We start from the raw sequence: 22,198 nt of genomic DNA, 5'->3' as shown, positions 1-22,198 counted from the left end.
AACTAATATTTAGATTTCTCTATAAAATAAATAGTTCACTTCGATAATCTTATAAACGCTATGACTATCGTTACAAACATGGAAAAAGATGTCCCAGTAATAGTAGCAGCAACGGCAGTAGGACAGCTTTTCCTTCAGTTCTCATGGTTTATTATGCCCTTCTACCTCAAGGCCCTAGGATACGGAACAGACAAAATGGGGGCACTGTTTTCAGTTCAAACATTAACGGGAGGTGTATTCTTCCTTCTCGCTGGACAAATGTCATTGAAACTTGGATACAAGAAGACCCTAATAATTGCCGCAATCTTAGGTGCTCTAGGTAGGGTACTTCAAATCCTGGCCTTTAACTTTCTAACACTGGTTCTTGGGTTCTTCCTGGTCGGCATCAATATGGGGCTGAGAGATCCAAACTATTCCGCACTACTAAGTGAGAAAGTCTCAAGCGAAGAAGAGAGGCATAAATTATTCTCATACTCTTTCGGATTGGGAACCCTAGCAAACGCTCTTGGGGTTTTAGTTGCTGGACATCTGCCAGAATACCTTATTGGAATGGGATTTAAAAATGAAATAGCATACAGAATAATTCTCTCCCTCGCCTTAATCCAATTTGCAATAGTTTTACCAGCCCTAGCCATAATTAGGGATGTTCCAGTTAAGGAGCAAAGAATAAAGTGGAGAAGAGAGCTTGTTGTAAAAATCCTAAAGTTTTCACTACCAAGTGCTATAATAGGACTCGGAGCAGGAATAACTATACCCTTCATGAGCATTTACTTCAATATGAGATTCGGGAGAAGTATAAAGGAGATAAGCTGGGTCTTCTTCGGACAACAATTGGTGATGGGCCTAGGTTCATTCATCCTTCCAATTCTAGTAAGGAAACTTGGACCTGTCAAGGTGATAACATACTTCCAGTGGAGTGCAGCACTTTTATTCCTAATATTTCCCTCAATTCCAACGTTTCTACTAGCGGCATTAGTTTATGTTGTCAGATCAATTTTAATGAACATAGTCTGGCCAGTAAATGACTCCTTTATGATGGGCTTCTTCTCTACTGAAGAAAAAGCGACGGCTGCAGGAATCAGGAGAGCATTCTCAACTTTCATGAGAGCACTTGGAAATTACAGTGGAGGATTACTATTTGCAATATCCCTATCTTATCCATTCTATGCCACCGCAGTGCTCTACATTCTAGCAACGGGATTGTTTTACTCGTTCTTCATAAAGCATAATAACTGACCGCCCTGAAGGGCAAGACTTTCAAGAGAAAAAGTTAACACAAATCCCAAGAGAAAAAGATAAAGGAGACTAAGACTTGGCTAGCTCAATTCCCCTCTCAAGAGCCTTAAAATTTATATCCCATAACTTTTCTCTCAAGGTTAACTTTATCCCCTCAACTATGCTCTCCTTCTTTAAAGGTACCAATCCCTTTCCATATGCATAACCGAGCATAACAACTCCAAGGGTTCTCGGGTTTATTTTATCCGCCTCTTTCTGGAAGTTCATCATGTCAACACTACATATCTTGCCAATAGCCTCCTTAATCTCATCCAGGCTTGGATATCTTTCCTTACCAACAAGTGTAGTTGCCGTGTGAATGGGATACGCATTTATAATGGCGTAACTTTGCTTACCGAGAAATCTAGCGTTTCTCAAAGCTTCAACTGGCTCAAGAGCCAGCATCAAATTTGCCTTACCCTCCTCTATTAGAGGGGAGTAGACATTCTCTCCGAACCTCATATAACTTAAAACGCTACCATAGCGCTGGCTCATTCCGAGTGTTTCTCCTATTCTAACCCTGTACCCCTCTACCATCGCCGCATTCCCTATGATCCTAGAAAGTGTTAATCCACCCTGACCTCCAACTCCAGCTATTATTAAATTGAACTCCATCTCATCCACCGAAAATATCTAAGGGAAGGAAAATATAAAGTTAAAGCTCAAGCTTCTCAAAAATTCTCAGTTTGTCTCTCTCCTTAAGATAAACCCAGTCAAATATTCCTCCCGAACTTTCTCTAAGTCTCAGAACCTCAATAAGTTCCTCATACATCCCACCCGCAATTCCATTTGCAATAATTGCACTTCCCTCAGCAGCTTCCTTGGCCTTTGCTCTGCTCTCGAGTTTTTTAACCTCTATGGAGAACCCATAAGAAGAGAACGCCTCCTCCAACGCAACTTTAACATCCTTAAAGAACTCAGGAATTCTCGAAAACCTACCGCTCAGATAAATTGCATCAGGTTTTGTTGACGGTAAAATAGCAAAGACATCCTTAACTATAGCCTCAATCATCGCCCTGTATCCTTTAGCAATGTTCTCATCTTCTTTTGCCAGCCTAACAAACTCCTCCGGAGATATACTAAATGGGTCGATGCCAGCTATGTAAGCGGCTCCTCCCTCAAACAGGACTAACTTGCCAAAGTCATCAAGAGCATTTGCAAGAGCATAGGCAAGTTCAGAATCCATAAAGCCCATTCCAAGATATCCAGGAAATCCAGCGGTTCCTGCCATGGCATCAACTATTTGTCCATTTTTAACTGCCATTGCTGAAGTATAGGCAAATCCTATCTCAACTGCTATCAGATTTACCTTATTGTAAGGAATCCCTTCCTTTTCGGAGTGCCTAACAATAGAGAGGGCAACTGTAAACACTTTGTCTGCAGTCCCCAAATCAATTCTATTTGCTTTTCTCCACTCCGGGACGGTTGGTAAGTGAATAACTCCTGGGGTGAAGTATATGTTTAAGTCCTTTGCTTCTCTCATTAGAACCATTAATTCTCTTAATCCTACAATCTTAAGCCTCCTTTCCACATCAGCCCTAGTTATAAAAGTAGCCAGCGCTATTTCCTCGTCGGTAACTTCCCTTGCAGGTTTTAGGGGGATACCATATCCACAAGGCCCAACTATAGCATCTATTTTTCCGTACTCCTCCTGAACGCTTCTAAGAATGTCAATTATTATTCTTGGATTCTTCGTTACCTCATTTCTGTCAACGGCAGTGTCCACTATCACTTCGCCTGTTTCATCATCAAATCCAAATATGTCCATGCTCTTTGTTCCAGAGTCAATACCAATCGCCTTAACCATCCAGCACCACCATCCCCATATTGTCGGCTTTAGTTACGAAAACTTCCCCCCCATCCCCATTTTCCCGTAGGAAGTTTTCAATTATGCTTTTAACCTCTTGAGCCTTGGAAAAGCTGTCCACAAGCCCATAAAATGTTGGACCCCAGCTAGTTTGACATGCAGTATAAGTGTGGTTAAGCATTAGTTTAATTCCCTCATTCACGATATCACAGCAATAAACGTTATCTTGATAGTCACTCCAAAACTGTCCGAGCAAATTATTAAACTGATATAAACCCTCTCCAAATGCCTTAATGTTCTTCTCCACAAAAGCGGGAATTATCTTCATAAGCACTATCCTCGAAAGCCTGTCAGCAAGTTCCGGAGGCATTTTCTTTAAGTTCTCTAAAATTTCATCTTCCCTTTTTCTTACCTCTTCAAGAGTCCTTCTAGGGGTTTCTGGAATTGCAACAACAAAGTACCAATCTTCCGGAACATCTCCTCTGAATATCAGAGGGGGAACAACTTTTTCCCTTCTATCAATTGGGAAGCCACCCTCAACTATAAACCCACCCACCTTCACAGCATAAAAGCCCAGAGCAGTTATAAGACCCCTTCTAACAGTTAGGGCTATCTCTTCTAAACTAAGACCTAAGTTAAACATCCTGTTAACGGCCTCTCCCAGAGTTAGGGCAAGGGTTGTGTGGAATCCTACTCCTACCCACTTTGGAATGTACCTCCTAATTTCAACTTCAACGGGCGGGAAATCAAACCTCTCTCTAAGCCTTTTTAGAAACTTTAGGGCATCCTCATCGTTTGATTTATCTCTATCTCCTATCCTTACTTCAATTTCAAGGTAGGGTTCGGCTATTGCAAAACCAACGGTGCCAAACAACCTTCCCATGTCCCCGCTGAGATCCGGATTACCAGCATGAAGATGGGCAGGTGCTTTTATCCTCATGAAACATCCCCACCTAAGATGGCAATTTGCCTTAAAAGTTATATCGAGAAAAGTATGAAGATACTAACATGGGATTTAAAGAGTACTACAAAGCATTCCCCACATATACTGATATACACTCAGAAGAATACAAGAAAAGATTGGATGACCTTGAACCACTTCTCATTAAGCATATGAAAAGAAAGGGAAAAGTTCTGGACTTAGCTTGTGGAGTTGGGGGATTTTCCTTCCTCCTCGAAGACCATGGATTTGAGGTAATAGGGTTAGATGTCAGTGAAGAAATGATAGAAAAGGCAAGAGAGTATGCCAAATCCAGGGAATCTAGAGTAAAATTCATAGTAGGAGATGCCACCAACTTACCGTTCGAAGACAAGAGTTTTGACTACGTTATCTTCATCGACAGCCTTGTCCACTTCGAACCCATAGAGCTCAACAGGGTTTTCAAAGAAGTTAGAAGAATCCTCAAGCCGGAAGGTAAATTCCTAATCCAGTTCACAGACCTTAGAGAGCTCCTACCTAGATTAAAAGATGGACTGGTCATAGGTCAGGAATACTGGATAAGTAAAATACTCCCAGATAGCGACGAAAAAACTGTGATGATAGAATTTATGAGCGAGAGGGATAGCTTTAGGGTTAGGTTCAATGTCTGGGGAAAAGTTGCTGTGGAGCTATTGGCAAAGCTATACTTTGAAAAGATAGGGGAAGAGAAAATAAACGATTACTCATACCTTCTCGTTTACAGGCCCAAATAATGCCTCAAATATTGACTTATGGTTGCCAAAAGCCTCAATCATGTCAAGCGAAGAGGCTACATCAAGAAACTTTGCCAGAGTCTCCTTTATCTTATCATTCAGTGGAACATGCAATGGCATAGGTTCATAGTAATCGAGACCCTTTAATAGGGCAGTTGAGAAGTACCAAAGGGTCTTCTTGATCTTCCTTCCCCTCATTTGCGAAAATGAATAACCAGAACAATTAAAAGCAGCATGCAAAAGAACGATTTTAGACACTTTAGGTTTCTTCTTAAGGATATTCTCCCTCATCTCTCCCTTTAGATCCTTTATGAGATAGCCACTCTTCGTCGAGGAGTCATGGGGAACATTAACCCCATAAATATGTTTAACAGAGGGATCATAAACTAATACCTCGGTTCCACCAACTACCCTCAAACTGTCTTTTACTTCAACCACAGTATTCTCCGTGCTGAGAACATTAAGCCCTTTAGCTAATGCTAGGACAGAAATTGTACTCTTCCCCGTGTGGGGATAGCCAACAAAAAGTACAACCTCTCCATCTTCATAAACGGCTACTGAGTCTGTAACTACTACTCGCCCAACCTTGGCACTGGCCCTCGCAACAGCTTGAAGAAGAAAGAATATTGGTGCTTCATTCCCATAAGCGGAAGGTTTGGGAGATTCTATCTTATATTCATCAACACCCATATGATCGTATGTTGCACTGAAAATCCTAAATTCTTCTCCTCTGAACCTCTCTATAACTATACTTGGTTTTTCAACACTCTCTCGAACGTCAGGTAGATATCTTCTAGCAAATAAAGTTTTAAAGCCTTCTTTGAACTCTTCAACATTTTCTCCTAGGAACTTGATCCCAATTTCTGAAACATTAAGCATGGTTAAAATTAGGAAAAGGAGTTTAAAAAGTTAGGATTCAAGTCTAAGTCTTCTAATGACAAATTCCTTATCCAAGGAAGCCAAGAAATTTGCAAGTCTTGGACCCCTCTCCCTGCCAATGAAGATCTTATAAAGCACCTTAAACCACTCCCTGCTAGGTATATTTCTCTTCTTGGCGGCATTGTATAGGACGTTATTTAGCTCATCAACCGTAAACTTTTCATGATCCTTAAGCCACTCCGCAACCTCTAACATTGCTTCCCTAATTTCATTGGGAACTTCTATTTTTGGCGGCTCCTCCAAAATAGTAAATTTCACTTCATCTGGAGCATACTTCTCGACCCAGTTTTTGGCGAGTTTAATCCTGAGTTTGATCCTCTCAACATCTTCGTAATCGAGAGCTTTAGGAACGTGACCCTGGGATATTAGGGTAGATATTATCCTGTCTTCATCCATATGAGGAAGCTGAACAAGAACAACAAGAAATCTAAAAGGAGCTTGTGCTACCAATCTCTCAGGCCTCTTCGGAACAGAGAGTTCATAAGTTCTTTTTAGTTCTTCCTCGTCTCCCTTCGCCTCCTCAACTCCAAAATATATTCTCTCGACTCTATCAAACTCATCATACAAGTTAAGCAGGCCGAGACCCACATCTATCTTTATCTCCTTGTTTGGTCTATGTCTGGCAAATATGAACCTCACTAGACCAGGTTCAAGAACCTCGTATAAGTCGGATAGCAGTATTACATTCCCCTTACTCCCACTCATCTTGCCTCTTTGTCCTTTGATACCAACGAACTCGTACATTAAGGGAACAGGAGGTTCTTTTCCATATACAGCCCTTATTATTTCCTTCCCAGTATCGTAGCTTGAACCCGCAGCCAGATGATCCTTCCCAGCAGGTTCAAAGTCGACGTTAAAGTGTGCCCAGCGCATTGGCCAGTCGACCCTCCATCTGAGCTTAACATTCCCCTCCCTAATGTCCGTCCATCCTTCATGACCTTCTGGACACCTGTACTTGACCTTCCACTTTCCGTCCCAGTCTATGATTTCACTCTCCCTCCTGTGCTCTGGACAGTATACCATCGCAGGCCACCAACTATCTGGAAGTAGGGGCTGTTTGGCGATTTCTCTAAACCTATTTAGAATAGCGATGATCTTATCCCTGTTCTCGAAGGCTCTTCTTATTTCCTCACTATACTCTCCTTTTTTGTATAGCTCGCTTGCTCTAAGGAAATCCACCTCTATTCCAAGCCTTCCAACCTCTTCCTCAAACTTCTCCATAAAGTGCTCTGCATAGCTGTCGTGGCAGCCCCAAGGGTCAGGAACTTCGCTAACAGGCATTCCCAAGTATTCCCTCCACTCCTGAGGGACGTTTTTAGGAACCTTCCTGAAACGATCATAATCATCCCACATATGAATATGCCTGACCTCATAACCCCTATCCCTAAGAGCATGGCCGACTATGTAGGTTGTAAAGAGCTCCCTGAAGTTCCCTATGTGAACATAACCGCTTGGTGTTATCCCGCTTTCAACTACGTATATCTCCTTCTCTCCTCTCTCCTTGATGATTTTATCAGCAACATAATCTGCCCAGTGAACCATATCACCACCTCCCAACCATCTTGGACAACTAAAATAATAATTTATCGCTACCGTTAAATTTCAGGATGATTATATACTCAACTATGCCCTGGATCCATGTCGCAATAGCACTGGCATCAATAATCGTAGCGATGTGGATAACGAAAGATCTTGGAGAAGAGTATGCCTGGGTTAACAGGAAGATAATCCATTTTTCTATAACACCAGCAATAATAATGCTATACCTGGGATTTATACCGAAGTCTATATTCTCAGGATTTGCAATGGCCTTTGCACTTGGCCAATTACTATTCCATGCATTCAAAAAAGAATTCAAGTGGTTTCAAATAAAAGGGAATTATGGGGAAGTTTACTTTGCAATATCTGCGAGTATAATTTCTCTAGCTCTACCTGTTGAAAAAGCAACCCCAATACTCTTAGTTATGGCCATAAGTGACGGCCTAACTGGAATAGTCAGGTTTTATTACTTTAAAAGAATAGGATTCAATGTAAAATTAAAGAAGCATTGGAGTGGAAGCTTGGCTTTCTTTAGTAGTGCAATCATAATAGGAGGACCATTTTTTGGACTTAAAGCGATTCCGTGGGCACTTTTACTAACACTTGCGGAATATCAGAAATTCATTGACGACAATATAATGGTTCCACTAGTGGGAGCAATAATTCTCCTTAAGACACCCATCTAACTTTCATGGCATCTTTCTTCACTTTCAGTACTTCTTCCACTAAAGCTTTTCCACTCTCTTCCATAAACTCGTCAACATTAATTCCAATTTCTTCAAGCCCTATAGCACTAACATCCCTGGGAACTCCCTTACTAGTAACGTTCAGGCCGATGTGAATCTTTATACTAACGGGAGATATTGTGGCAATGGATATGCTGAGCTTTTTACCTTCAACGAACAGATCATCACCTTTCCTAACAACTGCCACTCCTTTTGCCCTCAACAGCTCTCCTAACCTAGCAATGAGCAATTTTTGAAGGGAGGATGCCAGGAAAATATCAGTACCCCAGAATAGCTCCACTATATAATGAACCATGTCGTCAGACTTTATTTCCTTCCGCATCCTAAGATCCTCTATATCAACCATTTCCTCAACCTTAACATTGCATTTTCCTCTAAAAACAACTAAGGAATCGCCAAGAATACCAAAATTCCTGTACGCCCAGTGGCTTTTAATTGCTGAGCCATCATAGTTAATCTTTCTATCCCTGACTATTAACAATTCCATCTTAATCACCACATCTCTATTATAGCGAACCCTTTTGGATCGCTTTTCTCAAGCTCAAAAGAAACTATCCCAGAAAATGCCCTCAGATCAATGACGTTTCTTCCAACTTTCAGATCATACTTCTCCTCTTCAGCCTCCCTCAAGGGAAGCGTTAGGTCATACTCATAAATCCTTAAGGTGTTATCTCCAGATACCCTCAGTATGAGCCTAGCGTTTGAATACCCATCCAGTGGAATTCCTCCAAAGACACCAGCACCAAGCTCTTTGGCCTTTGCGATGAAGCTTAAGGGAACAGAGAACCTAACTGATGGAGGTTTCTTATTTAAATCCCTCTCCTCAAGAATAACGATATCCCTCCACCCAGTATCAAAGGGCGTAGCATCCAATGCGCCAACGTTTGGAGTGTTGCTTGTTGCGACTAGAATCTTCCCTCCAACCTTTTCTAGAGATGTTATCCTCGCCCCAAAAACTCCAACTATCTTAACTATCGGTGGGGCGAAGTATACCAAGACACTCGGCCCAATTATGGTGTTCGTGAACTCATAATATTCCTTCTCCCCCTCAGTTCTTGGCCTGTAATATGTATCATGGTGGGAGTTGAAGGCTATAAGCACACCTCCTCCTATAGGAAGAGCATTTATCCTGAATGGGGCGTAGAATGTATAGAAGTCAAACAATCTAACGAAGGTAAAGTGCTCATCATTGTATGGATTTCCAACGAATAAACCACCTCGCACAAAAGCAAAAGCCCTGTTATAAATGGAAGCCATCGCTCCAAGGTGTGGATGGAGATATGCTCCGCCATCAACACTACCTCCTAAAGAAAACCTCTCCCACTTGCCCGAGACCATGTCATACGCATGAATTTCCTCAAGTCCCTTTGTGTAGTTCTTTCCAATTCCAAAGTATGCAATATCGTGAACCTGACAACCTTTAGCACTTGGTTTATCGTTGAGTCTCTCCACCTTTCCACTTCTTCTATCGAGAGAGTAAACACCAAGATTTACATGCCCATCTTCTCTCGCTAGGAGAAGCTCATCCTTGTAGGGATTATACAGTATGTCACTTACTTCCCCAACCCACTGCTCTGGATGTTTATATGATTCCTTCCATACTAGTCTTATCCTTCCATTCTCGGTGTCATACTCATGAACATGTGAATGCTTATGAGAGAAGTCTATGGTGGCATTTCCATGCTCTTTTCCTCGGAATTTCGCAGGTGCATGCACCCATCCACCGAAATATATAAACTCATCGACAACTTCCACGGCGTTGTATGTGTCTCCTCCAGAAGTAGGTCTTGGACCTACTAGTTCAAACTCATATTTCTTGTGAGAATCCTCAGTAATAAAGTGGGCTTCTCCTTCAAATGCCAAAGTGAAGTACAAGGTTCCATTGTGATACCTTAGACCATATATTCCGCCACTTCCCCATTCTGGACCATAGCGAGGTGGATACCTATATTCAAGATTTTCGAGAATCTTCATTATACCACCTAAAGTGTATATTAAATGCTAGGATTTTAAGATTTTTCAGAAGAGAGAACCATGATTAAGGGCCGTGCATAGGCGGGTGGCCTATCAAGTGCCTGGCCCCTCCTTCGGGGGGTAGGACCTCGGGCGATTGGGGGCGGCAGACTAAGCGGGTCGGTTGACCCTTCCCGCTTACATCCCCGCCCCATCAACCGGGTCTTCTGCCCGAGCCCTCGTCCCTGGCAACGGGCCGGTCGCCCAGGCCCAAACGCCAGGGAACGGCCGCCTATTTTCGGGGGCCGCTTCGGCCTTAGATGCTTTCAGGCCTTATCGGCTGCGGCGTAGCTGCCCGGCGATGCCCGGGAGGACAACCGGTAGACCAGAGGCCGCGGCACCCTGTTCCTCTCGTACTAGGGGCACCTTCCCCTCAGGCGGCCAACACCCCCGGTAGATAGCATCCGACCTGTCTCACGACGGTCTAAACCCAGCTCACGTTCCCCTTTAATGGGTGAACACCCCCACCCTTGGCCCCTGCTGCAGGGCCAGGATGGGAAGAGCCGACAGCGAGGTAGCAAGCCTCGGGGTCGATATGGGCTCTCGCCCGAGACGACTCTGTTATCCCCAGGGTAGCTTTTCTGTCATCCCTGGCCCCCACCGGGGAGGCACAGGGGTTCGCTAGGCCACCCTTTCGGGGCTGGACCCGCCTCTGTTACGGGTCCAGTCAGGCCGGCTTTTGCCCTTGCACTCTACGGCGGATTCCTGACCCGCCTGAGCCGACCTTAGGGCGCCTCCGATACCTTTTCGGAGGCGTGCCGCCCCAGCCAAACTGCCCACCTACCGCTGTCCCCCCATACGGGGGTTAGCCACACGGCGGGAGGTGGGCGGTGTCTCATGGACGGCTCCACCCGGCCCGGAGACCGGGCTTCGACGCCTCCCGCCTACGCTGCGCACCCCCCGCCGTGTGGCAACGGCAGGCTGCAGTAAAGCTCCATGGGGTCTTCGCTTCCCACCGGGGGTCCCTGGCATGCGCGCCAGGCAGAGGTTTCGCCGGGCCCCGGCCGGGGACAGCGGGGACCTCGTTACGCCATTCATGCAGGTCGGCATTTAACCGACAAGGAATTTCGCTACCTTAAGAGGGTTATAGTTACCCCCGCCGTTTACCGGTGCTTCACCCGGTTGTACCCGGGCTTCACATACCGGCACTGGGCAGGCGTCGGCCCCAGTACAAACCCTTTCGGGCTAGCTGGGACCTGTGTTTTTATTAAACAGTCGGGCCCCCCTAGTCACTGCGACCTGCGGGTTACGCACCCGCAGGCACCCCTTCTCCCGAAGTTACGGGGCCAGTTTGCCGAGTTCCCTCGGCCGGGTTTCCCCCGACACGCCTTAGGCTTCTCACCCAGGGGCACCTGTGTCGGTTCTCGGTACGGTCGCGGGGGATCGGAATTCCCGGAGGGCTTTTCACGGGCCCCAGGGATCGGCGGAACCCCCCTAACGGGGGGCCATTCGCGCTTTCACCCGGTTCTCGCCATTACGGCACTCCCCGGGCTTATACGCTTAGCCGGCCTCATCGGCCGGTCCGCCTACCCCGAGGCGTCACCCTCCGGGCTTGCGTTGCCGCACCTACCCCCGCGGTACGGGAATATAAACCCGTTTCCCTTTCCCCCGCGCCGAGTTACGGGCGGGGTTAGGACCGACTAACCCACGGCTGACGACCATTGCCGTGGAACCCTGGCCCCTCCGGCGGTCGGGATTCTCACCCGACTACGCTGCTACTCCCGGCAGGATCCGCGATACCGGCGGCTCCACCGGACCTTACGGCCCGGCTTCTACGCCACCGGCACGCCCGCCTACCCGATCACGGACCAATCGGTCCGTGCGCCGGGGTCTCGGCGGCCGGCTTGAGCCCCGTCCATTTTCGGGGCCCCGGACCTCGACGGGTGAGCTGTTACGCACTCTTTAAAGGATGGCTGCTTCTAAGCCTACCTCCCCGCTGTCTAAGGCCCGGGACACCCTTTGGAGTAACACTTAGCCGGCACTTTGGGGCCTTAACCCCGGTCTGGGTTGTTCCCCTCTCGGTGGACGGCTTACACCGCCACCCTACTCCCCCCATCTACGGCGGCGGTGGGTTCGGAGTTTGACAGGAGGCCGGGGGCTTTCGCCCCCTGCACCTCCAATCAGTGCTCTACCCCACCGCCTACCTCCGGGGAGGCCATCCTGCGGGATGATTCGGCGGGAACCAGCTATCTCCGGCCTCGATTGGCCTTTCACCCCTAGCCCGGGGTCACGGGAGCGAACTGCACATCAGCACCCCTAGCGGGCCTCCATCCCTCGGTTGAGGGACTTCACCCTGCCCCGGGCTAGATCGACCGGTTTCGGGTCTCGCGGCCGTGACTCCGGGCGCTTTCGCACCCCGCCCCTCGCCCCCAGAGGGGGCTGCGGGCATGTCGGTTTCCCTGCGGCTACGGGGTTTAACCCCCTTAACCTCGCCACGGCCGCGAACTCCCTGCCCCGTGTTTCAAGACGGACGGTGCAACCCCGGTCCCCTCCCCTCGTACTCCCGCGTCGCCGCGGTTTCCTTCGGGGAGGCTCATTCCTTTCGGGCCGCACCCTCCTATCGCCGCCCGGTTTCAGGCTCTTTTCACCCCCCTCCCGGGGTGCTTTTCAGCTTTCCCTCACGGTACTAGTTCGCTATCGGTCTCGGGACGTATTTAGGGTTGGGAGCCGATGCCTCCCAGCTTCCCGCCGGATATCCAACCGACGGTACTCAGGGTCCCCCGAGACCCTGCGGGCTTACGCCTACGGGGCTATCACCCTCTCCGGCGCCGCGTTCCAGCGGACTTCGGCTTCACCCGCGAGGGTCTCATACGGGGGCCCTACAACCCCACATCCCCCGAACCTCGTCGGCTCGGGGTTCAGTTTGCCCTCTGCCGTTTTCGGTCGCCCCTACTCACGGCATCGCTTTTGCTTTCTTTTCCTGCGGGTACTAAGATGTTTCAATTCCCCGCGTTCCCCCTCCGGGGTATAAACCCCGGAGTGCGGCATAAGCCGCGGGAGGTCCCATTCGGGAATCCCCGGTTCGACGGCTGCCTGCGCCTCGCCGGGGCTTATCGCAGCTTGCCACGCCCTTCGTCGGCGCCCCGAGCCGAGCCATCCACCGGGCGGCTTAGCGTCCTAGCCCCCCTACCGGAGGGGCCAGGCACTTCTTGGGCCACCCGCCTATGCACGGCCCTCATCGTCGCCCCCTGTTAGGGGGCCTAGGGCCCTTCCGCCCCGAGCATTAGCTCGGGACGTGCATCTCTTCGTGGTGGACCGGCCGGGATTTGAACCCGGGGCCTCCGCCTTGCAAGGGCGGCGCTCATACCAGGCTGAGCTACCGGCCCACCAATTAGAAGAGGCAGGCCCGGCACCCCTTTAGTTCCCCCGGACGGGGTTTCCGGCGATAGGAGGTGATCGAGCCGTAGGTTCCCCTACGGCTACCTTGTTACGACTTCTCCCCCCTCACGGAGCCCGGGCTCGACCCGACCTCCCGAAGGAGATCGGGCCTCACCCGGGCCCCGCTCGGGTGGAGTGACGGGCGGTGTGTGCAAGGAGCAGGGACGTATTCGCCGCGCGATGATGACGCGCGGGTACTAGGGATTCCAGCTTCACGCGGGCGAGTTGCAGCCCGCGATCCGAACTGAGGGCGGGTTTAGGGGATTCCCTTCCCCTTTCGGGGTCGGGTCCCATTGTCCCGCCCATTGTAGCGCGCGTGTAGCCCGGGGGTTTCGGGGCATACTGACCTACCGTCGCCCGCCCCTTCCTCCGGCTTATCGCCGGCAGTCCCCCCAGAGTGCCTCCCTCCCAAGCGGGAGGGACTGGCAACTGGGGGCGCGGGTCTCGCTCGTTACCACACTTAAGTGGACGCCTCACGGTACGAGCTGACGGCGGCCATGCACCTCCTCTCGGCGCGTCCGGCAAGACCTTCAGCCTGGCCTTCATCCTGCCGTCGCCCCCGGTAAGGTTCCCGGCGTTGAATCCAATTGAACCGCACGCTCCACCCCTTGTAGTGCTCCCCCGCCAATTCCTTTAAGTTTCAGCCTTGCGGCCGTACTCCCCAGGCGGCGGGCTTAACGGCTTCCCTACGGCACCGGGCGAGCTCGAAGCTCGCCCGACACCTAGCCCGCATCCTTTACAGCCAGGACTACCCGGGTATCTAATCCGGTTCGCTCCCCTGGCCTTCGGCCCTCACCGTCGGACCCGTTCCAGCCGGGCGCCTTCGCCACTGGCGGTCCCCCCGGGATTATAGGATTTCACCCCTACCCCGGGGGTACCCCCGGCCTCTCCCGGTCCCAAGGCCCGCAGTATCCCCAGCGAGCCCCACGGTTGAGCCGTGGGATTTCGCCAGGGACTTACGGGCCCGGCTACGGCCGCTTTAGGCCCAATAATAGTGGCCACCACTCGGGCCGCCGGTATTACCGCGGCGGCTGCCACCGGCCTTGCCCAGCCCTTATTCCCGGAGCTTTTTACACTCCGGAAAAGCCGTGCCAGAGGCACGGCACTGGGGGTCCCCCCGTCGCGGTTTCCCGCATTGCGGAGGTTTCGCGCCTGCTGCGCCCCGTAGGGCCTGGACCCGTGTCTCAGTGTCCATCTCCGGGCTCCCGCTCTCACGGCCCGTACCGATCTTCGGCTTGGTGGGCCGTTACCCCACCAACTACCTAATCGGCCGCCGGCCCATCCTCGGGCGGGACCTAACGGTCCCCTTTCGGCCTGGGGACCTTCCAGTACCCCAGGCCTATGGGGGATTAGCCCCAGTTTCCCGGGGTTATCCCCCTCCCGAGGGTAGGTTACCGACGTGTTACTGAGCCGTCCGCCGGTGGCGTCCCAGAAGGGACGCCCCCTCGACTCGCATGGCTTAGTCGGACCCCCATAGCAGTGGCCTCCGGCAGGATCAACCGGAATTAAGGGAGTACGGCCGGTGGAACTCCCCACGCGGGGGAGTACCAATTCCCCGTCCGGGGGTTTAACCGGGGTGCCGGGCCTGCCTTGCCCCCGAGGGGTCCCCCCGTTTCGGGGGTTTTCCTCGGGAGCGCATCTTTCTATACCCAGGGGAGGAGGGCGGGGTTCATGCCGGGGGCTTTGCCCCCAATCCCCCCGACGCCGCCGTCATGACCCCTGGGTTTTCGCCCCCTTATTCGGGGGCTCCACCCAATAGTCCCGAACCCCTATAATGAAAAATTTTTGCACAAGGGTAAACATTTGCCAAAAATGTGGCAATAATTAGAAAGAAATGCACAATAAAATAAACTAATACATGTGAAGCAATCAAACCTTAATGTTCTCCAAGATGTGCGTCTCAATTGTAGTCTCGATATCCCCAACTTTAACCTCAACCACCTCACCACTGACCTTCAACATGAAAGTTAGATCTAGCCTTAGGACACTTCTCTCTCCATTGAGTATATGTGATTTTAGAGCCTCCTTTAACTCCTTCGGATACAACTGTAATCTTATAGGAACTTCTCCTCTTCCTTTAGCTGGCAAAGTTACTGTCTTCATTACAGATCCTCTACCAACATGTATGCCGTTTAAATAAATCTCTCCTCCAATGTTAACAATTGGTAAGGGGAAGTTATTTGGATTGTACAACTTTACAACACCAACGACTTCCAGGGAATCCTCAGAAACCTTCCCCCATCTAGCATATATTCCCTCCACTCCCGGGGTCTTTAATGGAAGGATACCAGCAACCGTATATGTCCTTGGCTCAGCCCTGATATTTTTGAGATACTCAAGGATATTTGTCCTAAATTCAAAATCTTTGGAGAAGTTGTATGGGATAATGTTTAATATTTTGACTGACCCTACTACCTCAATCTTACTGTTTTCCTTGTTTTTTATATGAACTATAAGGGCATCTATAAGGTTGTTGAGATTGACTTCGGATGATCCAGAAACATCTCTCTTTAGGAATCCTAGGTTCACATTCTCAACTTTCGCTATAGGAATACCACTCAATTTAAGAACCAAGTTCTCCAACTTTATTGGGACTGGAGAGGGATTTCCAAGGTCTATTTTGAAGTATATGCTAACGTTGTCTCCTTCAACAGGACCCCAGTACGCCGAGACGCTCGGATTTAGTGTCATCAAAAAATAACCAGTATATATTAGCCATAACAAGAACAATACACCAACTATTCCAGCAACTTTTCCCATTATCTCACCCCCCAGGAGTTCAACACTAAGGTATTTATAGGTTAAGGAGCAGGAAGGATCATGCTCGAGGAAATATTAAGCTCAGCCTTGCTAATGCTGATAATGATAGATCCAAGTGATAAGATCTTACTAGTTAGTTTGCTAAGGGAAGATTTTCATATAGAAGATGTTAAAAGCCTGATTGTTAGGGCAAATTTCATAGGATGGCTTCTTCTCCTAATTTTCGCTGTTGCTGGAAAAATTATCCTTCAGGATATATTTCACATTGAGCTTGACGCATTAAGAGTTGCGGGAGGATTTGTATTATTTAAGATCGGGCTGGAAGCCTTGGAAAGCGGTGGAATGGTTACAATAAAGAAAGAGAAAAATATTTTAGCCCTCGCAGCAGTTCCCGTAGCAACTCCTTTAATAGCTGGGCCTGCAGCGATTACTGCAGCAATAACACTAACAGCTGAGTACGGGATACATGTTTCCGTAATGGCCACTACAATAGCTATAGCAATTACTGCAATCTTGATGATGATAGCACTATATGCAATGAAAAGGGTGAATAAAACTGTTCTGAGTGTTACGATAAGAATAATTGGACTTTTCATAATGGCAATTGGAGCTCAAATGATGATTGCAGGCGCTGGTGGAATTATTGTGAACATACTCAGAGGAGCTTAACGCTCCTGTCAAGTATCAAGTGTAACATATATCCACTGAATGATGCAAGACCTATTAAGTAGCTTTCACCTGAAGAGAAAGCCAAACCATACCTAACTCCCAGAAAGCTTACCACACCATAGATTACTGCAAAGAGAATTGAATGAACTATTCCTCTATGCCTTGGCATTATAGCCGAGAATAGGAACCAACCAACTACCGCAGCAACTCCTCCAACACCCCAAGCATACGTCATTGGAAGGTATTGAAGAACTCTATAAGCAACCATACTCCCCAATATCACAGAGAATATCGGCTTTATTCCTCTGTGAATTAAAGAATCTGGATGGTCTATGTCAGGAAGATCGCTACCCAAGACGTAGAAAGCGTAACCAATAGCCAATGCCATGAAAGTAATTTTTAATGGCAAATATTTGGACAAAAACTCTGCAAAAACAACAAAAAGGGGATATGTAATTAGACCGGCTAAAACGTGTTCTTCGTAGTTCATTCCTTTTTCTCCTCCTTTTCTATAAACTTCCTTACATAATCTGGAACCTTGTAGTTCCCTCTTGGGTCTCCAACTAGAAAGTTCAAACTCACTAAGTATTCTAGCTTCTCATAGGCTTCAGACCCTGGTATCTTCAGTTCTTTTGCTATCTCTATGTAGCTCACTGGACCGCCCTTAAACTTCTCTACTATGATCTTAACAAGGGGCTTGTATTCGCTTGGAATTCTTGCCAGATACTCCTCGAGGGTCTTTGGTTCCTCAAGAATTGTAGTTACAACGTATTCATTTATGGGATCAAACTTATGCTTGACAGCCTCACTGAGAACGTAATTTAAAAGCCTAAGAATTTGCCTCGGATTTCCCTTTCCAAGTTCGTGGATTAATTTTATTGCATCCTCAGTAAACGGATAGATAGGATCTGCAGTATCCCTCACCCTAACTTTGGCCAATCTTTTCTTCACGAGTTCGAGGGTTTCTTCATAACTCATCGGTCTTAGTTTGAACTCATAGTGTAATCTCATGAAAAACGCGGGGAATAATTTGGAATACCCCTCATAAGCCTCGGGCACACAAGCAAAGGCAAAAACACTCCCAGGAGGCATGTTGCTTATATAATGTCTGAGCATCTCAAAGAACAGTATCTTCTCTTTTTCATTAGCGCCTTGCATATTTTCCATCTCGTCTAATAGAAGAGCCGAGTAAGGATACTTTGAGAGCTCCTGGGTAAGCATTTCAGCTATGTCCCTGCTCTTATATTCATCAACCGAGGATAACATTTTTTCTAGTCTGTTTATAAAGCCAAGTTTTCTTGAGAGATTTTCAAGGAATATGTTGGTTCTATTCTTGGGGGGCTTTAATGTGCTGAATATATCCCTTGTTATTTTTAGTATATCCGTCGTGTCAACTTTAATGTAAATTGCTTTTCCCCCTTTCTCCTCTATAGCCTTTGCAATGCTCTTTAACCTCTGTGTTTTACCCATTCCTAGTGGTCCAACAATTGAAAATGTTATTGAGCTTTTATTACTAATAACATCTGAGAGAAGGGAAGAAATTTTCATATCAACTTCCTGATAAACGTGAATAGACTCTATATCTTTAATTCCCTCACTTGCTAATTCCATAAATGGGTTCTTTGAGAGGCCATAAACCTCGTATGATGGGGAAGCATAGATGCGCAAAGTGCCTTCCATTGGTGTCCCTCCAAACTCATATTGCACCATTCTTATAAAACTTTTATATAACACCAGTTGCTGGTGAGATGTATGGAGTTCATTGAATGGTATCCAAAAGGATATGGTGTTGCATTTAAAGTCAAGAAAAAAGTCCTCGAAAAGAAATCTAAGTATCAGAAGATAGAAGTATATGAAACGGAAGGATTTGGAAAGCTTTTAGCAATAGATGGAACAGTACAGCTTGTTAGTGAGGGTGAAAAAAGCTACCACGAGCCACTAGTCCATCCAGTTATGCTTGCCCATCCTAATCCAAAGAGGGTACTCATTATTGGTGGAGGAGACGGAGGAACAATAAGAGAAGTCCTAAAACATGAGGAAGTCGAAGAAGCAGTGATGGTGGAGATAGATAAGGAGGTTGTTGAGATATCAGCCAAGCACGTTCAGATCGATGGTGGGATATTGACAAGAATGCTAAACAATGAATGTAAAAGGGCTAAGCTAATTATAGGGGATGGAGTGAAGTTCATAAGAGAGAACTCTGGGTTTGATGTCATTATAGTGGATTCAACGGATCCCGTGGGTCCTGCTGAGATGTTATTCAGCGAAGAGTTTTACAAAACTGCTTACAGAGCCCTAAACGATCCCGGAATTTACGTGACACAAGCCGGTAGTGTTTACCTGTTTACAGAAGAGCTGACTTCAGCATACTCAAAGATGAAGAAGGTGTTTGATGGAGTTTATTATTATAGCTTTCCTGTAATAGGTTATGCTTCTCCTTGGGCCTTCCTGGTGGGGATAAAAGGAGAGATAGACTTCAGAAAAGTCAACACAGAAAAGGCTAAGAAACTTAATCTTGAATACTACGATCCGGAAAGACATGAGGCACTCTTTCAGATGCCTAAGTACATAAGAGAAATTCTTCAAAGGTTATAATATTTGCCATAATATTGTTTTAACGCTTTTTGTCTTTCTATAAAGTGAGTGAAAAGTAAGGGATCTGTATCTTTGACATCTACTATAACAGCCTCACCACCAGCCTTCGGCCTTAACGCCCTACCTATAGTTTGGATTGTCATTACATCGCTCTTTCCTCCCCCGGCTAGAATTATCGCAGAAATTTCCGGAATATCTACTCCCTCCTTTAGAAGCGTTGATACCAAAACGGGGATTTCACCATTCTTAAACTTCTCCAAGATTTCCCATCTGTTAGGACTCTGAGAGCTTAAAAACTCTGCATTTATCCCCCTCTCTCTCAGCATTTTCACAAGAATTTCACCATGATCTATCCTCTTAACGTCTATAAGCACTCTATGTCCATGTTTTGCTAACTCAACTGCCTTTTCAACAATTGCTTTATTTCTCTCCTCATTCTCCATTATGGCTTCTTCATAAAGTTCTTTATATCTATCAGCCAAAGCAGGCATTTTAGATGTATATTCTATGACTTCGAATTTTGGTTTTGCCAGAAAGCCTTCTTTTATCAAATCTTCAGCCTTAACTTCGTAAATTATAGGCCCAACTACTCCTTCAATTTTCATTTCTTCTCCTCTCAATCTCCTCCAAGGAGTTGCGGATAAACCAAACCTATAAACCTGAGGAAGACTCATTCCAACTTGATAAAACTTCTCAGCAGCAGAAGTTCTGTGACATTCATCAAACATAACCACCGCATATTTATTCTGTAGCTTGTCCACCCCTCTTGAGAGAAGAGTTTGTATCATGGCCACAGTTATTGGACCTTCATGCCACTTATTATCTCCAACTATTCCCGCATTCACACCCAAAACGTCCTCTACTCTCTCAGCCCACTGGTATAGGAGTTCTTTAGTATGTACTATTATTAAGGCAGATTTGCCAATTTCATGGATTATCCTCAATCCAACTATAGTTTTCCCACTTCCTACAGGCAAAGCTAAAACGCCCATTTTTTCTTTTATCGCCAGCTTTACTGCTTTCTTTTGGTATCCCCTTAAGACGTATTTTTCATTCCAGTTTGAATTTAATGGCTCACCTTCAACAACTCTCTCATCCTTTATCCTAACTCGATATCCCTTAGAATTCAGGAATCTCTTTACCCTAGGTAACAAACCGATGGGAAAAGTATTCGTATAAGGATCATATAGACTTTCAGCCTTGTCCCATTTTCCAAAGTCTCGCCTAAATGTTAGTAAGTTGTAGATCTGGAAGTACACTTTTGGATCTGCTCTCTCTACTTTAACTTTCGCACTCCCCCTTGGAATCCTAAACACCACCATTTACATCACTACGAAGGGGATGTTTAAGGGTGGGATTTTATAAAAATTTGCATCATACATTACCAACATTTTTAAAGCTCAATGCCCAAGTTCCCTCAAGAGGTGACTAAAATGGTCATGAGACTATCCAAGATCTACAAGAAGAAGATATACAACACGAGGGGAAAATACGTTGGGGAAGTCGATGAAGTTATAATTGACATTGGGGAGAAATATGGGAAGGTATTAATATTGGCCCTACCTGGGGAGAGAAAGGTAGGAATCCCTTATGATAGAGTTACGGCAGTAGGAGACATTATTTTAGTTGAAGCGACTAGTAGTAAGAAAAAATAAGGGAAAGCATTTACTCAAATATTATGAATGAGTCTCCTTCTATATCTTCCAAATAACTTCCCAAGCCACCAACCTTGAACTTTTTGCCATCTTCGGTCTCTACTGTTATATTTGCTGTCAGAGGGGTGTATTCAAACTCGACTATTTTGCCCTGTATTGTCACTTGTTTCTTATCCTTCACAGTTCTTCCAACAACTTCAACTTTTCTGTTAACTCCAATCTGTTTTAGAACTGTAATTAAGGTTCTTATATGGGCAAAAACTATTGGCTTTTCTAATTTTTCATACTCTAGAGGTTTTATTAAGGTGCTATTGTCAAAGTACATTGTGTAGAACCAATGAACATAATTCTGAATTAGCTTTGCAGACTTAGCCCAAAATGAGTAAAATCTTTCTTTTCCTTTGTTTTCTGGAAGCGTTCCAAAGAATAAAGCATAGCTAACGTCACCTATCACCCAAGTACCCATAAGCCATGGGGCCTCACCACTTCTAGCAAGAATAACGTTTTCCTTACCTTCGAGCCATTTTGGAACTTCATCAAAGTTACTTATGATCACCATGATTCCACTAGTTCTTTTTTCTATTGCATCCCTTAGCTGCCTAAGGAACTCATATGGAGTGTTAATGAGGATCTCATGTTTTGCACTCTTTATTATATACTCAGCTCTTTCCACTGTATTTTCAAACCCATGAATCGTCCAAATCTCAGGTAACTCTTCCCCGTGGGTTTCCTTATATAACTCCTCAAAAGCATTTTTGAGGCTCTCAATATCATTCATAAGCTCTTTTTTCAGTCTTTCTAAAACAAGTTCTGGGTTAACAGGAGCGTAGAGTCTTGGAGTTCCATGCATTATATCCACAAACCCTTTCTTTGAAAGGGAACTTAAAACGTCGTATATCCTTGTATGAGGAATTCCACTTTCCTTTGTAACGTCAGTAGCCTTACTCGGACCTAGTTTTAGCAAGGTAATGTAAGCTAAGCTTTCATACTTTGTTAACCCAAACCTCTGTAACTTTTGAATTATTTCTTCCTCAATCATGACAAAACCCCCAACAATGTCTCATCCTTAGTGGTATATGGAATTATATAGATATAAAAGGTTTTAGCTCCGTGAAGTAACAAAATAAAGA

Annotated in this window: 18 protein-coding genes, 1 tRNA gene and 2 rRNA genes; 6 read left to right on the top strand and 15 right to left on the bottom strand. The window is 46.4% G+C overall.

The annotated features are described in order from the left end of the window. The first annotated feature begins 78 nt into the window (after positions 1-78). Positions 79-1,236 (top strand): MFS transporter, encoded by a 1,158-nt coding sequence (locus PY04_RS01555; protein ID WP_048055886.1) that lies wholly within the window; start codon positions 79-81, stop codon positions 1,234-1,236. Between the two features lie 69 nt (positions 1,237-1,305). Here the strand turns inward: PY04_RS01555 and PY04_RS01550 are convergent, their stop codons facing one another. The 3 genes from PY04_RS01550 to PY04_RS01540 are packed head-to-tail and all read right to left on the bottom strand — an operon-like array spanning position 1,306 to position 4,022. Continuing rightward, positions 1,306-1,890 (bottom strand): indolepyruvate oxidoreductase subunit beta, encoded by a 585-nt coding sequence (locus PY04_RS01550; RefSeq protein WP_048055885.1) that lies wholly within the window; start codon positions 1,888-1,890, stop codon positions 1,306-1,308. Between the two features lie 40 nt (positions 1,891-1,930). Then, positions 1,931-3,082, bottom strand: a complete 1,152-nt coding sequence (locus PY04_RS01545; RefSeq protein ID WP_014733420.1) for a DUF1464 family protein — start codon at positions 3,080-3,082, stop codon at positions 1,931-1,933. After that, positions 3,075-4,022, bottom strand: a complete 948-nt coding sequence (locus PY04_RS01540; protein WP_014733419.1) for a beta-ribofuranosylaminobenzene 5'-phosphate synthase family protein — start codon at positions 4,020-4,022, stop codon at positions 3,075-3,077. Before PY04_RS01540 ends, PY04_RS01545 begins: the two co-directional genes overlap by 8 nt. Before the next feature lie 68 nt (positions 4,023-4,090). Here PY04_RS01540 and PY04_RS01535 point away from each other — a divergent pair, with 68 nt between their 5' ends. Further along, complete coding sequence (locus PY04_RS01535) at positions 4,091-4,774, top strand: class I SAM-dependent methyltransferase (RefSeq protein WP_014733418.1); 684 nt, start codon at positions 4,091-4,093, stop codon at positions 4,772-4,774. Here PY04_RS01535 and PY04_RS01530 read toward each other — a convergent pair. Both PY04_RS01530 and lysS read right to left on the bottom strand, forming a co-directional pair. Next, on the bottom strand, positions 4,745-5,653 hold the full coding sequence (locus tag PY04_RS01530; RefSeq protein ID WP_048055884.1) for a hypothetical protein: 909 nt from the start codon (positions 5,651-5,653) through the stop codon (positions 4,745-4,747). The two genes, PY04_RS01535 and PY04_RS01530, sit on opposite strands and share 30 nt — an antisense overlap. A 30-nt stretch (positions 5,654-5,683) precedes the next feature. Beyond that, entirely contained in the window at positions 5,684-7,255 is a 1,572-nt protein-coding gene (lysS, locus tag PY04_RS01525) for a lysine--tRNA ligase (RefSeq protein ID WP_014733416.1), read from the bottom strand. An 83-nt stretch (positions 7,256-7,338) separates the two neighbouring features. On the opposite strand from lysS, the gene PY04_RS01520 reads away from it, so the two are divergent. After that, entirely contained in the window at positions 7,339-7,938 is a 600-nt protein-coding gene (locus PY04_RS01520) for a membrane protein (RefSeq protein WP_014733415.1), read from the top strand. On the opposite strand, the gene PY04_RS01515 is transcribed toward PY04_RS01520, so the two are convergent. The 6 genes from PY04_RS01515 to PY04_RS01485 all read right to left on the bottom strand — a co-directional run bounded on the left by PY04_RS01515 (position 7,922) and on the right by PY04_RS01485 (position 16,149). Next, the gene (locus tag PY04_RS01515; protein ID WP_014733414.1) at positions 7,922-8,485 is read right to left on the bottom strand and encodes a DUF366 family protein; all 564 of its coding nucleotides are present in this window, start codon (positions 8,483-8,485) and stop codon (positions 7,922-7,924) included. The genes PY04_RS01520 and PY04_RS01515 overlap by 17 nt on opposite strands. Before the next feature lie 5 nt (positions 8,486-8,490). Next, positions 8,491-9,972 carry a DUF2139 domain-containing protein gene (locus PY04_RS01510; protein WP_014733413.1) on the bottom strand — a complete coding sequence of 494 codons (1,482 nt, stop codon included), beginning with the start codon at positions 9,970-9,972 and terminating at the stop codon, positions 8,491-8,493. Positions 9,973-10,088: 116 nt separating this feature from the next. Beyond that, positions 10,089-13,136, bottom strand: a 23S ribosomal RNA gene (locus PY04_RS01505). Positions 13,137-13,259: 123 nt separating this feature from the next. Further along, positions 13,260-13,337, bottom strand: a tRNA-Ala gene (locus tag PY04_RS01500). Between the two features lie 61 nt (positions 13,338-13,398). Further along, a 16S ribosomal RNA gene (locus PY04_RS01495) occupies positions 13,399-14,895 on the bottom strand. The 16S and 23S rRNA genes sit together here with 1 tRNA gene alongside, the layout of an rRNA operon. A 363-nt stretch (positions 14,896-15,258) precedes the next feature. Further along, a complete protein-coding gene (locus tag PY04_RS01485; RefSeq protein WP_014733412.1) occupies positions 15,259-16,149 on the bottom strand; it encodes an LEA type 2 family protein in 891 nt (296 codons plus the stop codon). Between the two features lie 60 nt (positions 16,150-16,209). Between PY04_RS01485 and PY04_RS01480 the strand changes: the two genes are divergently transcribed. Beyond that, on the top strand, positions 16,210-16,818 hold the full coding sequence (locus PY04_RS01480; RefSeq protein ID WP_014733411.1) for a MarC family protein: 609 nt from the start codon (positions 16,210-16,212) through the stop codon (positions 16,816-16,818). Here PY04_RS01480 and PY04_RS01475 read toward each other — a convergent pair. Next, positions 16,805-17,308: a metal-dependent hydrolase gene (locus PY04_RS01475; protein ID WP_014733410.1), complete on the bottom strand. Its 504-nt coding sequence runs from the start codon at positions 17,306-17,308 to the stop codon at positions 16,805-16,807. The genes PY04_RS01480 and PY04_RS01475 overlap by 14 nt on opposite strands. Next, complete coding sequence (locus PY04_RS01470) at positions 17,305-18,498, bottom strand: ATPase (protein ID WP_014733409.1); 1,194 nt, start codon at positions 18,496-18,498, stop codon at positions 17,305-17,307. Before PY04_RS01470 ends, PY04_RS01475 begins: the two co-directional genes overlap by 4 nt. Positions 18,499-18,570: 72 nt before the next feature. On the opposite strand from PY04_RS01470, the gene speE reads away from it, so the two are divergent. Next, entirely contained in the window at positions 18,571-19,413 is an 843-nt protein-coding gene (gene speE / locus PY04_RS01465) for a polyamine aminopropyltransferase (protein WP_014733408.1), read from the top strand. On the opposite strand, the gene PY04_RS01460 is transcribed toward speE, so the two are convergent. Beyond that, positions 19,401-20,735: a DEAD/DEAH box helicase gene (locus tag PY04_RS01460; protein ID WP_014733407.1), complete on the bottom strand. Its 1,335-nt coding sequence runs from the start codon at positions 20,733-20,735 to the stop codon at positions 19,401-19,403. The genes speE and PY04_RS01460 overlap by 13 nt on opposite strands. Before the next feature lie 111 nt (positions 20,736-20,846). Here PY04_RS01460 and PY04_RS01455 point away from each other — a divergent pair, with 111 nt between their 5' ends. Then, positions 20,847-21,068, top strand: coding sequence for a PRC-barrel domain-containing protein (locus PY04_RS01455; RefSeq protein ID WP_014733406.1), 222 nt, complete (start codon positions 20,847-20,849; stop codon positions 21,066-21,068). Between the two features lie 10 nt (positions 21,069-21,078). On the opposite strand, the gene trmBL1 is transcribed toward PY04_RS01455, so the two are convergent. After that, positions 21,079-22,107: an HTH-type sugar sensing transcriptional regulator TrmBL1 gene (gene trmBL1 / locus PY04_RS01450; RefSeq protein ID WP_014733405.1), complete on the bottom strand. Its 1,029-nt coding sequence runs from the start codon at positions 22,105-22,107 to the stop codon at positions 21,079-21,081. Between the last annotated feature and the right edge of the window lie 91 nt (positions 22,108-22,198).

It is taken from the genome of Pyrococcus sp. ST04, assembly GCF_000263735.1.
GTDB lineage: Archaea > Methanobacteriota_B > Thermococci > Thermococcales > Thermococcaceae > Pyrococcus.
Note: the sequence above shows the minus strand (reverse complement) of the source record. Positions and strands in the feature narration are given on the sequence as shown.